Source organism: Paenibacillus sp. LK1 (genome assembly GCF_002750415.1).
Lineage (GTDB): Bacteria > Bacillota > Bacilli > Paenibacillales > Paenibacillaceae > Paenibacillus > Paenibacillus taichungensis.
The window spans coordinates 162189-177865 of the sequence record NZ_PEII01000007.1 but is presented as its reverse complement, the minus strand read 5'-3'; the positions used below and the strand labels follow the sequence as shown (position 1 = coordinate 177865).

Genomic DNA, 15677 nt, shown 5'->3' with positions numbered 1-15677 from the left:
CGAATTTATTTTGCGTGCATACTTTTACATAAAAAAAAGCGACTCCTCTCCCGCCCATCACAGCAGACAGCCATGACTTGAACGAGATTAGATTCGCCAATTTCTGTTGCTATTTTGTTTAACTTCCCTGTTCCTGTTTAACTTCGCACTCGTCTTTGCAGGCTTATCGTGGTTACAACGCTACTCGATTACTCGAAAAAATGTCGCTACGCCTGCTTGCTCCACATCGGTCTGGCTTCTGTCTCCACAGGCTGGGCCACCGCCATTGCCACCTCAGGCTTCACTTCCGGCTCATGCTTGCGCAGGTACACCATCCAGTAAGCAGCCGCCACAAATAGCGCCCCTCCCGTCAGGTTGCCAAGCCATACCGGAATGAAATTCATGATGTATTGCCCCCACGAATAATGCCCTTCGAAGATCGCCGCAGGAATCAGGAACATGTTGGCGACAACGTGCTGGAATCCAATAGCCACAAAGGCCATCGTTGGGAACCAAATGCCCAGTACTTTTCCACTCATCGTATCCGATGCGTAGGACAACCATACTGCGAGAGCTACCAGCCAGTTACACCCGATCCCGGATATAAAAGCCTGAAGGAAGCTGTCGTCCAGCTTGTGTCCAGCCATATCCACTACTTTGGTCAAATAGGCACCTTCTGCCGTCAGACCGAGCACATGCCCAAATGCATAGGCCACAAAGAGCGCTCCAAGGAAATTACCTATCGTCACTAAGGTGAGATTCTTCAACATGTTGCCCGCGGACAGTTTACGTGCAATCGTCGCAAGTGGGACGGCCATCATATTACCTGTCAGCAGTTCCCCACCGCCAATCAGCACCAATATTAATCCTACCGGGAACACTGCTGCACCAATCAGATTAACCAAGCTGCCCCACTCGGTCGGAGCAGAGGCAATAACCCGAATATCCAGCAGAAATCCGAGCGCAATAAAAGCTCCTGCCAGAAAACTGAGTATCAATACGGAGGACACCGGATTTTGAGCTTTCTTCATCCCCGTATGCGCCGTATATTGTGCAACCTCAAGAGGTGTTTTTGCTGCCATAACGATCCTCTCCTTCACAGTTCATGAACATCATAATTCAACCTGTTTTGTTGATATGTTCATTGTATCGCGAAGGTTTCAAGAGGTTTGTTACTTTTATCACAAAGTCTGAAAACTACATTTTCACGTTTCGTTCTAGTTTACTTGATGTGCGATCGATGAGGTGGTTACTTACGCCGTCCCCAGATCCTCATGCTCACCGAAAATTTGCTGCAAATGATGTTCCAGATGCTCAACGTAATCTTGTGCCAGCCATTCTAGCGTTACCACACTTCCATCAGAGAGGATACATGTTTGCGATTGACCCATCTCTACCGAGACGGAGAGAACACGAATAACGGACTGGTTCAGACTAATCCAGAGATTTAATACATCTTCAATTGGTGCGCTCTTGTACTGTTGGCTCTCCACCCACTGCTCCTGCTGATACGAAGTTATACTAAAAGGTTCGGTCTGGTGCTGCATCTGTACAAATCTGCTGACATTATGCAGAGCCGAATCGCATAAATGCCCCAAAATTTGAAGACGGGACCATTTTCCTTCCATTCGTGGTGGAACAATCTCGTCCGGATTCATTGCAAGGAACTCCTGAGGTACCGATTGCAAGAGAACGTTCAACCGGGATACGGATTCTGTAAGCACGCCTGCGCCACTCTCCTTCATTTCAACTCCATTGCGTTTATAACGTTACAGTTGATAATATAGCACCATTTCCCAGCCCTAACTACCTCCGATTATTTTAAAAAACAAAAAAGAACTGCCGCATAATGAATGCGGCAGTTCTCAGATATTTATGGTTAGACCATCGCTGGTGTTTTTACTTCTACTGGAGGCAACGCCTGAAGACCAGCCGAGTTCAGGAAGTTCCATGGTTTGTTGTAATGTGGTTGGAAGAAGAAGTCGATGAAGGCCAGCTCATCTACCGTCATGTTGTTCTGGATGCAGACAGAGATCGTATTGATCGACTGTGTCAGATCAGCTTGTGACATGACCTGCGCACCAACAATGCGGCGCGTAGCCTGTTCATAGATTACTTTGAGCAGCAGCTTCTCTGCTGTTGGCATGAACTCTGGACGGTAAGCATCTTCAAGCGTTACAGCTTCAACCACCAAACCCTCATCCGCAGCAGATGCTTCCGTCAGACCTGTACCTGCAATATTTTGCTCATAAATTTTAATACCTGATGTGCCTTGTGTACCCATGTACCGTGTCGTAGGACGAACCAGGTTCCGTGCTACGAGTGTACCCATCCGCACCGCGTTGGTTGCCAGTGGAATGTACGCATCCTTGCCGGTTGGATTGTAATGAATTGCAGAGCTGTCTCCAGCAGCGAAGACGTCTTTTTGGCTGGTTTGCATATATTTATCCACGATGATTGCGCCGTTTGGCAGCATATCCACTTGGCCTTTGAGCAGCTCCGTATTCGGACGGAAACCAATGCACAGAATAACGAGGTCTGTTTCGAACTCTCCTTTGGATGTAATGACCTTGTTCACTTTGCCATTCTCTCCGGTAAACTTCTGAACCGTTTGGCCCAGTGCCAGCTTGATGCCGTGTCCAGTCAACGTTTCTTCAATGGCATCCGTGAACTCGGGGTCGAGATATTTATTCAAAATTCGATCCACGCTATCGATCAGTGTAACTTCCTTGCCGTTCATTTGGAAAGCCTCTACCAGTTCAATGCCGATATAACCTGCTCCTACCACGGTAATACGTTTGGCATGTTTGGCTTTCTCAATAATCGTGTTGGAATGGTTGTAGTTTTTGCAAAGTAAAATGTTGTCCATCTCGATGCCTTCCAGCTTCGGTACGACAGGCCATGAACCCGTGGTCACAATCAGCTTGTCGAAGGTATCTTCGAATTCTTCCCCTGTTTTCAAGTTTTTAGCCTGAAGTTTGTGACCAGCAGCATCTACTGACGTCACTTCATGAAGCATTTTGGTAACGACACCGAGCTCGGCCAGTTGGTTTGGCGAAGAATAGAACAGTCCGTCTGGATCTTTCACCACGCCACCTACATAAAGCGCAATGCCACATGATAAGAAGGAGATGTTGTCATTGCGCTCATACACTGTAATGGTAGCATCCGGATACAATTTGGCGGTGTTAACGATGGCTGCGGTTCCTGCGTGTGTACATCCGATAACTGCGATTTTCATGATAAGGTTCCCCCTTGGAGTATATAAATAAAAAATTGAATATAACGTCATTGTGGTTGTGAAATATTTCACTTCTAAACGAACAGCGCTTATGTGATTTATTTCACTTTGTACACTTATTATAATGTGATATTTTTCACATTGCAATAGGTTAATCAAAATAAATTCGTCGGATGTGGTTTTCTTTACGATCAGGCGAGTCATCGACTCATCTTCATTGACTTCAGTTTTCCCTGCTTATGGCTGGTTTATGCTCAAAATAAGCGTAGTAACTACCGCGGAGACACGTATATGGAGAGGATGTTTCGTACTAAAAATTGTATCAAAAAAAGCCTGTCCTCCAATCTGGAGGCAGGCTTCTTCGTTCATTCATTTTATACGCCAAGCAGCTTTTCAATCTCTGCAGTCATGGCTTCAGGGGATTCTTTTGGTTCAACACGCCCTACAACTTCACCTTCACGATTCACGAGGAACTTGGTGAAATTCCATTGGATGCTATTGTCTTCGCCAACACCAGGTTGCTGCTCACGCAGATACTTGAACAAAGGATGTGCATCTTCACCATTTACGTCGACCTTGGCAAACACCGGGAAATTAACACCATAGTTGATTTGACAGAAGGATTCTGCTTCCTCACTGGTACCCGGCTCCTGGCCGCCAAACTGGTTACAAGGGAAACCCAGTACAACCAAGCCTTGATCACGATAGCGATCATAGAGCTTCTGCAATTCACCGTATTGTGGAGTCAGTCCACACTTGCTAGCAGTATTGGCAATCACCAACACTTTGCCTTGATACAGATCGAGTGGAACTTCCTGATTGGCGGTCGTTACCGCCTGATACGAATATACGGACATGACTGATTCCTCCCATGATTATGATGTAGGTTGGGCTGCTGTATATATGTACCCAATGACCATGCGGCACACAGCCTGTCTCTATATTATAGACCTGAGGCGATTAATTACCAAATCTGTGATTAAACCCTGACCGAGTTCATTGGTAGAAGTACTCTTCATCCATCAACTTGGACATATTCCCTTTTAGCCTGACTTCGCCGCCATAATAGCATCATAACGCTCTTGCCGCTCTGCCTTTGTCAGTTTGGGACAACTGTAGCAATAGTTCTGACCGCCATACACCTGATGGTGTAAGCAGCAGACTGGTTTCATCAGCATGGTTTCTCCAGGTTGATGCGGATTATCAATCTCCACCGGTTTGAAGGTTAGCAGGTTCTTCTTCAACCCCAGAATCTCTGGAGACATTGCGATTACATGCTCATACCCTTGTATAACCGCTTCACGTTCCGTCTCCGTGATGTTCATCTGAAACGCTGTCGTTTTGAACCATCTCAGCATGGATGCGAGTTGTGCCCACATCTGGCCTGGATTTGCTCCTCCAGCAACAGCCACGCTTTCAATCAGTGGACGCAGCTGCTCACCGTAATATGCGGTTAATACATCATTACGCCAGGAGGATGGAACGACTTGAGATCCGTCCATCAGATTTGGATGTGATTGCTCGATTGCATTGTTCAGTTGAAAACCAATCACCGGACGGCCATCCTTTAACTCCAGCTTCATATCTGTATTCTCCAGAGACAGATCCAGATAGGTGTCACATAACGCCGTCATGTAGTGAACCCCAATCATCAGGCCACGAACCGAATGCATAAAATATACTGCCGCTGAGCGAAGAGAATCGGCCCGAAGATGCTCATTATAAGCTTCCAGCATAAGTTTGGCCTGCTTCGGATGTTTCAATGCCGTCAAAGGCATGCCAAAGACCGATTCATCGATCGTCCCGGTTGTTATTCGTCCATATTGCTGTAACCAGGTGTAGTTGATTGCTCCCATTCCTGTAGACCTCCTAGAATGCGAATGAGCCGCGTGCATAACGCACAGCGGCTTCATTCTATAGTTTAGGACCACATATGGCCCGTTTCATTAACTTCCTGTCGCGTGACGAACGCGTTGCTCTGTCCGTCCTCCAGCATGAACCATTGCACTGTTCATGAGCACTTGTTCTGGAGGTGCTGATTGCTGACGTTCACCCGCAAGGGCGTAAGGCAAGCAGAGCGGTACACCGGAACGAGGATCAATCACGATATCAGCTTCAATGTTAAATACTTCGCGCAGCACATCGGAGTTCATAACCTCTACAGGTGAACCTGTAGCGATGGCTTTACCTTTTTTAATACCAATCATGTGATGCGCATAACGGGAAGCATGGTTCAAGTCATGCACAACCATAACGATGGTACGGTTTGCTGTGGCATTCAGTTGCTCCAGCAATTGCAGTACTTCAAGTTGGTGAGCCATATCCAGGAACGTTGTTGGCTCGTCCAGGAACAGAATGTCTGTCTCTTGTGCAAGAGCCATGGCAATCCAGGCACGTTGACGCTGTCCACCGGACAGTTGATCGATTGGACGATCATGGAACTCCGTCATGCCTGTTACTTCGATAGCCCATTCAATCATGCGTTTGTCTTCAGCACGCATCGAACCAAAACCTTTTTGATAAGGGAACCGTCCGTAGGACACAAGTTCGGTTACAGTAAGTCCTTCAGGAGCTGTTGGATTTTGTGGCAAAATCGCAAGCTGCTTGGCTACTTCACGCGTGGACTGCTTATGGATGGACTTCCCGTCGAGCAATACACTACCTGCTTTTGGATTCATGATCCGTGCCATTGTTTTCAGGATGGTAGACTTTCCTGAACCATTGGCTCCAACAAGTGCTGTAATTTTTCCTTGGGGAATTTGAATATTCAGATCTTCAACAATCAGTCTTTCCTCATAAGCGATATCCAACTTGGACGTCTCCAGACGAAACATGCGATCATCCCTCTCTCATTTATCCCGGTTATGTAATTCCGGCTATGACAACGAAAACGAAATTATAGTTCAGCGTATTTCCGGCGCAACAAGATCTTATACTCTAAAGATACTGATAATCATTATCATTTGTCAACAGTAAATACCAAATTCCATGACGATTAAGAGCTATTTTTGAAATGTTTTACTAGAAATCGGTCAGATTGTCCGCACTTTATGTGAGAGCTTTTCTCATCGTGTACGTGCATTTCATCGCTTTGCGTATGTTCATCCTTGCCCAACATCTGAATAATGTGTCCGAATTGTGAAAAATAGACCTGTATTGATTCATTTTTATATTTGTCATTCTCCATCGCTTGAACAAAAACAAAAATACAGCCCCTACGAAATTCTTCGAGGTGGCTGTATTCGAATTAATAACATATTCAATTAATGCCACTTAGAGCTTCGGTTCCGGGACTAGGTTGATCACAGTCGTTCCACTCTGGACACTCACGATGTCCTTCAGATCAAAATCGGCCGGAAGCGCCACTTGGTGCCCATAAGGATACAGACGATCTGCTTCGGCAACAGTCAGGTTTTCCACTGAAGATGAATCTGCTCCCGTAGACTGAGATGGATCTGAAGCCGTGCCATCTGCATCTCCCTGTCCTGTGCCTTCATCCGTAGTGTCAGAGGCGGTGCCAGTACCTGCATCCGTCGTGCTCCCTGCTGCTGGGTCTGAAGTGTTGCCCTCCGTTGAGGCTGAATCTGCCCCCTGCTCGGCTTCTCCGCTCTGCTGAGTATCGTCCACATTATCGGTAGAAGAACCTGCTGAGCTTCCTTCAGGCGTACCCTCTGAGCTGTCACCAGCTGTACCTTCGCCATCCGGCTCCTCATTTCGGTTGAAACTCTCCCATTCACCCTCAGCATTGAGCTTCTGTGTAGTACCATCTTTCAAGTTCCATTGGAGAGTGTCCGTTTGCAAAGCATTGCTGTCCGTTTCGTTTCTGTAACGTATCATCAACTGGGCAGGCGTCTTTGAACCGTCGTCCGCTTCGGATGCAGGAACGAGGTAGGCGATCTGTTCAGCGAGCTCCACCACCGGTTCAGCGGGAACAACGGGCTCCTGTGTTGGTGGAGGTGATGCCGCAGGTGTCCCCGCCTTATCGCTCATCAAAGCGTACGTGCCTCCAGCTATACCAAGAATCAGGATGACAATGACCGATCCTAGAAAAAGGTTCTTCCTTTTACCTGTCAGCATGCGCACCAGTGGGGAAGCCAACTCTGTTTTGGCGCGGTCGTAGGCCGGCTTCATCGTCTTGCTTGCTCTGGCATAATAGGGTTTGAAAGCTGACTTTGACTTGAAAGCTTCGCGATCATGGGACTTGAAATAAGCCACGATTGCATCCGAGTATCCCTTATGTGCGTTGGAGCCGCGAATAAACAAACGTTGATTCCCCGACCACTCCATAAATTGATACAACACTTCTGTACGTCCTGAACTACTGTAGATAAATTCAATCAGGCCTGGATAATCGAGTCTGTTGCTGCCGCTACCACCGCGATAGAAAGCCAGTGGCAGTGCTTCAAATGAAGCCGTATCCGGGCGCTCGCGAAGCTCTCCGGCAAGCCAGCGACGCGTCCAGCGCTGGAGCTCATTACGTTCGGCCAAAGAGAGGGATTCCAGTTCCTCTTCCTCACGCCCTTCACCGCTAAGCCATGCTCTCGCTGCCAGCATCATGTTTGTACGCGCAGATACATCTGAGCCTTGGCGAGCAGCCCAGTCCCGAACCTCGTTTCCGTGCAACAAAATATCAATGCTTAACAGCTGTTCACGGTTAACCCGCTCCAGATCGAGATCCTGGATCATAAACAAGTTAATAACGTAAGCCAGCTTATCTGCGAGCCGGGTTAAATCCTCCTGATACGCTGGTGGTTGGACAGCGGACCCAGGTCCACCTTTCCGGTTAGGGCGAACTGAAGCTCCAGACTGCCCAATTCGGGCGGTAATACCCGTGTCTAGGGAGCCTGCAACTGGTAAACGATCCAATACACTAACCCGCTTAAGTGCCTCATTAGCAGACTGAACAGGGTTGGGTGCAGAACACAAACGTTCACGCAACTCGGTAGCAGTCCGTTCCAGCAAGAAACTATTGTGGATGGCAGACGGGTGAGATGTAATCCATCTCTGGATCACTTCCACAACATCGGTAGCTGATTCTGTGCGTTTCAGCTGATTATCCAGATAGGGCTCGAACAACAGTTTGGTCAGTGATTCGTTCGCGAGCACTTTGTCGAAGAAAGCACGGCTTAACAGGCTGTCCCGATCCAGCAAGCCGTACAGTTCCTGCACGGCACGCATACGTTTCTGCGAACGGGCGTTATTAATGCCATAGATGAAATAATCCACAATTCGGGACTGTACGACTGGCGCAGCGACCTGAAAATACTCCCCGATGCGTGCTGCAACTGATTCATCAGGTACATTCTCCCGTTTGACGCTGTCCAGCTCACGACTAAGCAACGTCAGGAACAACTCATTCAAGCGTGAACGTTGATGCGCTCCGCCTTCCGGTTTCAAGTAGGTGAGCAATCCACTTAGGACATCGCTTTTGTTATCCAGGTACAACTCTTCCATCCCCTGCTCCAGACGATAGAACATAGAAAGTTCCCCGTATGCTTCAATGGAGAGCTCCCGTCCAGGTTCCATTCCAGTTAGCATCTCATCCGCAAAAGCATAAAATGAATCGGCTGCCCCAGGTTCGTACAGCAATGACCCAGCGAATTCCGCATATGGAAGCTTCGCCACAGATGCATCTGCATGGGTAACTCTGCCCGATACCAGATCAAAGGTGAAATCCTTCTCCGTATTCCGATCTTTCGGACGCAACGTACCCCGCTCTACAAACTGAAAGTGAATGCCTTTCTTGGCCTGCGGCTCCTTGGCAAACGTCATGAATCCCAACTGCCGCCGGAATGCGTATGGTAAAGCCGTGTACAGCAAACGTAGCAATCCTTTGGCCCCTGCGGTGACTTCCTCTGCGGGAAGGTCCAGCGCAATGTATACTTTTCTGCGTGTCGCTACAGACTGCATTACGGCGTAGAGCAAGCGCTTGAATACCACCTCGTCCATTTTCAGAGCACTAAGAATCTGGCTTGGGGAGCTTTGTCCAACACCAGCTGCACGTGGCAATTCAGTAAGCGCAGGCAGTACTGTGCCTTGTTCGATGTCATAGGACGTGGCGAACACAGCATCCAGCCAGCCGCCTTGCTTCATCTGCTCTTCCGAGCGTTCAGGAGACAAGACATAGTTATGAGCGAAAAAGGCGCTGCGCAGCCCGGTGAAATCAGCGGACTGGTACACATTTTGCCCAAGAATCGTCTCACCGCTCTCCAGATGCAGCAGATGAATGGACGGCGGGAATTTCGTCTCATCCTTCTCACTCCGCCCAGTCAGCTCCGCTGGAGCGTCATAGACGCAGTAGGGATGAAGCACTTTTTTGATAAAAGAAGGGTCCAGTCCCGGCGATGCGGCAACCGTATCGAACCCCTCCGTTGTGCGGAACACCCCGCGCCGCTCTCGAGTATACAGCTGTTGTTCAATTGGCGGGGTTACGGAAGAACGCATCATCCCACTCTCCCCTCAATGTACTTCAGCTTGTACAACAGCCAGAGGAATGGCTCATCGACACGGATTGGGCTAACCACGCCTTGCAGCTTCATATCCACCGGATTGCTTCCCAGCGCAGACACCGCAAAGTAAGCTGTATCCTTAAAGTACACATCCATCGTGCCTTTAAACGGACGGTCCACCTTCTCGATAAACCGCCGGATCTCCCCGTCGATATTCTCGAATTCGGTCAGGTCAAACCAATCGCGATGCACCATGTTGCGGAACACATTACTGTTGGATTTGATATAATCGCCCTCTTCGTCCTTGAGGGAATGAAGCATGTCACTTTTCGTGAGTACAACAGCTGTCGGAATATTCGTCTTGGCTTTGTCCTGGTACGCGATAAAGTCACCGAACATCGTTAACACCACATCACGCGGCTCATCGTATCTTGGCGTCCACTCGCCTGGCTCGTTGCCGAGGTTGATGCGGATTTTGTCCCGAATGGAACGAATCTGAAGCGGGTCCACCATGAACAGAATACCTGCGGAGTTCTTGATATGCTGCCCGTGAAGTCCCAGATAGTCCTGCTCCACCATACCTTCACCAGCGACGTCAAAGAACACCAGTGTCAGCGGAGCTTTATCTTCATCCTTGAAAACAAATTGGAAAATAAACGGCTCCTGCAGTTTCTCCTTCTGCGTTGAATCCAGCAAATCGCCCCGCTCGAATAGCGGTTCTTCATAATCGGCTCGGAATCGGCGGCTAATCTCCGCGTTCAGCGGCATGCAGGCCGCATCAAAATGATCGGCTGTGTAATGCTGCAATGTATGAATCAATGAAGTCATGTAGACGGATTTACCCACCTGGGATGCCCCGATAATGGAAATGATATTGCTTGGTGCTTTGCCTGCTGTGACAGGCAGCTCGTTATGGCACTGTGGGCACAGCCGACGCCGTGTAACCACACCGTAACGATCGTTCAATCCCATCACAATGTTATCCGAATAAATGCGATGTTCCTCAGGTACATCATGCGGAGCCAGCACGGCCTCCATATCAAACACTGTATCCAGTCCAAACCGTTCGCGATATCGATTGAGCTTCGCATCTTCCCCAAGTGCGTAGTCCTCATCGTCGTCGCGATGATGCGCAGCCCGGAACACAACCTCCTCCGGTGAAAACTTGCTGAAACAATACGGACATACGATATCGTAAAACAACGGCCGCTCTTCCGGCTGCTGTCTCTTCAAAAACCGACTAAAAAAGCTCATAGCCACTCCCCTCCCCTGATCAGTTAGACTATAAGCCTAACCATCTAGTCTGATATAAGCCTAAAGGCGGCTCCATACTTTGGTCCGTCCGTGAAGAATAGCCTCACGTAATCGTCCTTGGCTACCTCGACGGGTGGCATTTCATTTCTCCCGGGAGCAAAATCACTCACAAAAGGGTACACCGTGCCATCTTCCTTATTCAACGGAACTCCGCCTTGCTTGCGAACATAACAGAGCGCCTCCTTCGGAACAGGTGCTTCCGTTGTAACGGTCATCAATACACTTTTTCGTTTCTGAAAAAAACCGCTCTTGTATCGGATCGAAAAGTGAATATCCGCCTTGCCTGCACTGGCAACTACCGTGTTGTCTCCATCACGCTGACGCACCAGAACTGGCCCTTCCTCCTCCATCTGACACACATACACTGTATAACGGATGGCACCAAAACCCGTGATTCGATCCATATATCCATTGCTCGCCTTATATTCTTCTTTTGTGTATAACTTCAGCTTGCCCTGTGCAGCCTGCTCCCCGGTACGATCATCACCCATCATATCGAGCTCCAGCCGTTCAACATATACAGCTTCCACGCTCTCTGGCCAGAGCCAGCGAAGTGTACACTGGCTCTCATCCACTGCAAGTGTCAGTCTGCGAATCAGGGGCGCTGAAGGGTCTGCATCCGTAAAACGCATCTATCGCCTACCTCCAGACGTTAAAATCCTTTGCTGCGCGAATCTCTTGCCCGCTGACCGAATCCTTCCACCGAATTGGTTCCTCCACCAGCATCGCGGCGTCCACGCGTCTTCCGCGGTGTATTTTCCTTGATCGGAATGATCCAGCTGAACAGGGTTAACACACCAGATAAGATGAGCATCGCTCCGAATCTTACAAATGTATCGCCAACCGTTGATCCGTCCAGGCCCCATTCGAGCAGAAGTCCTGCCAATAAACCAGACACGGCCCCACCAATTCCGAAACTGAGTGCGAGATGACGGTTATCGAATACAAGTCCGAGCGACACGCCCAGTGCGACACCAATCAACAGTAAGGCAGCCACTCGGAAAATAGCCAGATACGTACTGTGCTCCATCATGCCTGTACGTTCGGTCACCAGCGTTCGTTCATCAATCGTATCGTAAATTTGCTGGAATGCCAGATTCAGTCCCCCGGAATCCGGTACATCATAGTACATACCGCCCGTTTGCTGTGCGATATGACGAAGCAAGTCGGTTCCGGAAGGGTCCACCAGACTCAGACCTACCGTATTAACGGCAATCTGTTCATTCGCATACTCAGACAAAATGCCGGATGTGTCTGCATCACTGAATCCATCGGATAACAGGATTGCTACCGTTCCGCGTTTCGGGTCCTGTTTGCCCTTAATCTGCTCCATCGCTTCCCGCAGTACTGCATCGAAATTAGTCCCGCCCGAGGTCGTCACGATGCTGTCTATTTTGCTGTACACCTCTTTTTTGGCAGCTTCGCTGTCCAACGGGGTGAACGACTGAAGCAGCTCGGGTTGATCATCAAAGGTAATCACAGCCACCTGTTTATCGCTTTCCATTTGGCTGATCAGTGTTTTGGCCGCTTCAAAGCGACCGTTATCCGGGTCTGTCTCACTCATACTGCCTGAGTTATCGATCATCAGCACGATATCCTTGACTTGCTTCACACCGCCTGGGTTAATCTGATACAGCAATTGCAGGGCAAGTCCGACGACAAACAACAGCGCCAGCGTTGCTGGAACAAGCAGTTTCCAAGATAGTCCCAGATATCGCAGCTTCCAGGAAGCTCCGTTCAGCTTTGGCGAGATCATCTCTGCGAGTAAACAGAATAATCCGACGCTAAGCGCCAACACGCCAAAGTATAGTCCCATCAGCAATAGACGGGGCATTTCCCCGAGCCATTGACGCAGCATGATTTCTCCAGCCGCAAAGCCCACAGCTCCGCCAATTAGGCTGAACAGGACCAGGAGAAGATTAATTTTTCGCTGCATGTTTGCATGCATCCTTTCCAAACCAGCCGATGAACGGCTGAATTAATACGAAACCGGATGAAGAAAAACAAGAAATTTTATGTTCATGAACGGAAAACAGATCGACGACGTCAAGCCACTCCCGGATACAGCGAGCCAATAAGATGCACTTTGCCCGGCTTCAGGCCCCTGGTTCCGTCATCCATCTGTACCTCCCTTCCGTCCATATAAGATACAGCCTTATGTTTTAACGCATGGGTGACAGCTTCTCGGCCAGATCGGAGGGATGGAGCTCGTAACCATTCTCCGTATACGAATCGTAATACACCCGACCATTGCGATACACCATCAGGTCTTCCAGATGGAAGCCTCCCATCAGATTCAGCTTCTCCACACCACTGCTCCGTTCTTCGTATACCACACCCAGCTTATAGATCCGTGACGTTTCTTCGGCATGCGCCGCATAGTCCATGAAGGCACTATGATGATCACCAAAGAAATATTTTTCTTCATAACGATGTTCCTGCGTATAGTCGAATACTCTTACCCGAACGACTGCCTGTTCCTCCAGTGTGCGATACAATCGGCGGAACAGATCATCACGGGTCAGTACATTTTTGTCGCCATACGTAATGGTAACATTCGCCCGTAACAGCAATTCTTCTTCGAAAGGTACCCGGAGCGGTTCTGCTGTAAGCAGCATCACATGACATACCTCCATCAGGCGTTGAAGGAGTCGCTCGTTTCCTTCTGTGGCAAGCCGGTTCATGTCCCCCATATAGCGGTCCTCGAACCAGACATCCCGTCCACGCTTCGCTTCCAAATCTGCGATTAACACTTCCGTCACTTTGCCATAGTACTCCATTACGTTCTGACCGATATATTCATCTGCAGCCGCTATGCTCTCTACCGCTGTCTCACGCAAAACACGCTCCAGCGTTGCCAGAGTATCCGTCACGCTGCGGCTGAACGTATGCAGCTGTTCCATCTCTGTGTCATAGACACGAAGCAGCTGCAATTCATTCTCCAGGCGCAGCAATTCAACTTTGGGCACATACACGCGCTCCAGCAAACAATCGATTAAGTTGCGCACGTTCTGTTTGTCACGGAACAAGGCCCGTTTGAACGATTGATCCTCTACCCGCTCCTGCTGACGCTGCTCAAGCAAGGCACGTACAGATTCAAGCTGCACCGATTTATCACGAATCAGTCCAAGCAAAGCCTCACGCACGCTGCCGAACCCATTGTCACTCCAGGCGGCCCACTGAAAATAGCCAACCTCAGGATGCTCCGTACGTGATTGCTCAGCTTTACGACGAAGGGAGTCTTCTGTGCTGCGCTGACGTACTCGTTCCTCGGCAAGACGGACCACGTTATCACGGAAATACGCCTCTGCGCCTTGCCCAAACAGTGCTCTCTCCGCTTCACGCAGCGAGAGCGGCTTCAGATCGGAGAAGCTGACGTTATGCGTCATAATGCCGCTCATGCCGCTCACCAGATCCTCATCGGTAAGAATCCCTTCCACTTTGCGCTCTACCGAAGCCCCATCCAGTCCGAAAAAGGCGAGCTTGTCCTTGATGCTCCACTCAGGTTCTTGCTGCATCCGCTCAAGCAAATAACGATACAGATGATACAACACCGCGAGTGCAATAGGTTTGTTCGGCCGTCTAATCTCGGCAAAACCTGCACTGGCATAACCATGCTGATCCGAGGTCGTACGAATGTTATTTTTGAACGATGTATTGTTATACGTGTTGGCCCCTGTGCTTGTCACTGAACCAGAGTTATCTCCATCCTGCTTCCGGTTCTTGAGCAGGCAGATTCGGCAGATGATCTCAGCATTTTCGATCCACCCGCCAGGTACGCCAGTTCCCCGCTCGTTTTTGTCTGACAAAATATATACGAGATCGAATAGCGGAGAAGCGGGATGTACAACCGGAATGGAGATACCGTCCTCCGTAACCAGCAGATTGCCACTGAACGTATAGTCCAGCCCCTGCATGTAATCCAGTTCCCGCAGAAAAGCGAGTCCCGCCGCGCTTGCATATCCAAAGGAATCGACCTGCTCCATCTCGCTGACCAGCACATGCAAATCGGTCTGTACCGACTTGAAGGATTGAGCCAGTATCGTCTCAGTTAGCTTGGTAAGCTCCGGCAACAATACATTCAATGGATCATCTGCTCTGGTCACAACGGTCACGTAGATTCGATCGAACGATGAATATAGGCGTCCATATTCGGCAATACGATTACTCACCCGCCGCAAGGTACGATTCAGACCAAAGAGTGCCTGATCTGAATCGTGAAAACTGCGATGCACATCCTTGCGAAGCGTTTTGGAAGGTCGATCTGTCTGTATGGTGGACAAGGGAAGCACGTGACGTGTCACCTGACCATCATCCGAAGTGCTGCCATTCCTTGCATCACTTAAGCCGTTAACACGCGCATATCCTGAATGAGCACCCGCACTGTAATGGTCATGCTTCGTTTGTGCGGGGTCATGGTCACGATGTTGGGCATGCTCCTGATTTTCCGTTCCAATCTGTACATAGACTACACCTTCTCCGTTATCCCACTTCAGCCGGTTGATTTCCTGGACAGCAGACACTGCCGGAGCGACCTGGTCACCCACAAACAGGAACAACGCGGGGTAATGGATGCTGCTGCGACCATCACCCAGGCTGCCTTGACGCTCCTGCTCAGTTGCATACTGTGCTGCATACTTCTCCAGATTGCGTTTCAGAGCATTGTTCGAGCTGAACTCCATCCCGGCCGCCAT

Annotated in this window: 11 protein-coding genes; all 11 read right to left on the bottom strand. The window is 49.3% G+C overall.

Features of this window, described 5'->3' with window-relative positions; all coding sequences use genetic code 11:
- Nucleotides 1–206: 206 nt before the first annotated feature.
- Nucleotides 207–1061, bottom strand: coding sequence for a formate/nitrite transporter family protein (locus CS562_RS17075; RefSeq protein WP_099857423.1), 855 nt, complete (start codon nt 1059–1061; stop codon nt 207–209).
- Nucleotides 1062–1232: 171 nt separating this feature from the next.
- Complete coding sequence (locus CS562_RS17070) at nt 1233–1724, bottom strand: DinB family protein (protein WP_076287523.1); 492 nt, start codon at nt 1722–1724, stop codon at nt 1233–1235.
- Between the two features lie 134 nt (nt 1725–1858).
- Nucleotides 1859–3220 carry an FAD-dependent oxidoreductase gene (locus tag CS562_RS17065; RefSeq protein WP_099857421.1) on the bottom strand — a complete coding sequence of 454 codons (1362 nt, stop codon included), beginning with the start codon at nt 3218–3220 and terminating at the stop codon, nt 1859–1861.
- A gap of 374 nt (nt 3221–3594) precedes the next feature.
- Entirely contained in the window at nt 3595–4077 is a 483-nt protein-coding gene (locus CS562_RS17060; RefSeq protein ID WP_076287522.1) for a glutathione peroxidase, read from the bottom strand.
- A 186-nt stretch (nt 4078–4263) separates the two neighbouring features.
- Entirely contained in the window at nt 4264–5076 is an 813-nt protein-coding gene (locus CS562_RS17055) for a ferric iron reductase (RefSeq protein WP_099857419.1), read from the bottom strand.
- Nucleotides 5077–5166: 90 nt separating this feature from the next.
- The gene (locus tag CS562_RS17050; protein WP_063566910.1) at nt 5167–6054 is read right to left on the bottom strand and encodes an ABC transporter ATP-binding protein; all 888 of its coding nucleotides are present in this window, start codon (nt 6052–6054) and stop codon (nt 5167–5169) included.
- Nucleotides 6055–6493: 439 nt separating this feature from the next.
- Nucleotides 6494–9667 (bottom strand): GAP1-N2 domain-containing protein, encoded by a 3174-nt coding sequence (locus CS562_RS17045; RefSeq protein ID WP_099857417.1) that lies wholly within the window; start codon nt 9665–9667, stop codon nt 6494–6496.
- A complete protein-coding gene (locus tag CS562_RS17040) occupies nt 9664–10923 on the bottom strand; it encodes a TRAFAC clade GTPase domain-containing protein (protein ID WP_024632789.1) in 1260 nt (419 codons plus the stop codon). Before CS562_RS17040 ends, CS562_RS17045 begins: the two co-directional genes overlap by 4 nt.
- Before the next feature lie 44 nt (nt 10924–10967).
- Nucleotides 10968–11615, bottom strand: a complete 648-nt coding sequence (locus CS562_RS17035) for a beta-mannanase (protein ID WP_099857415.1) — start codon at nt 11613–11615, stop codon at nt 10968–10970.
- 20 nt (nt 11616–11635) lie between these two features.
- Nucleotides 11636–12919 (bottom strand): vWA domain-containing protein, encoded by a 1284-nt coding sequence (locus CS562_RS17030; protein WP_099857413.1) that lies wholly within the window; start codon nt 12917–12919, stop codon nt 11636–11638.
- A gap of 226 nt (nt 12920–13145) precedes the next feature.
- Complete coding sequence (locus CS562_RS17025; RefSeq protein WP_099857411.1) at nt 13146–15677, bottom strand: transcription initiation factor TFIID; 2532 nt, start codon at nt 15675–15677, stop codon at nt 13146–13148.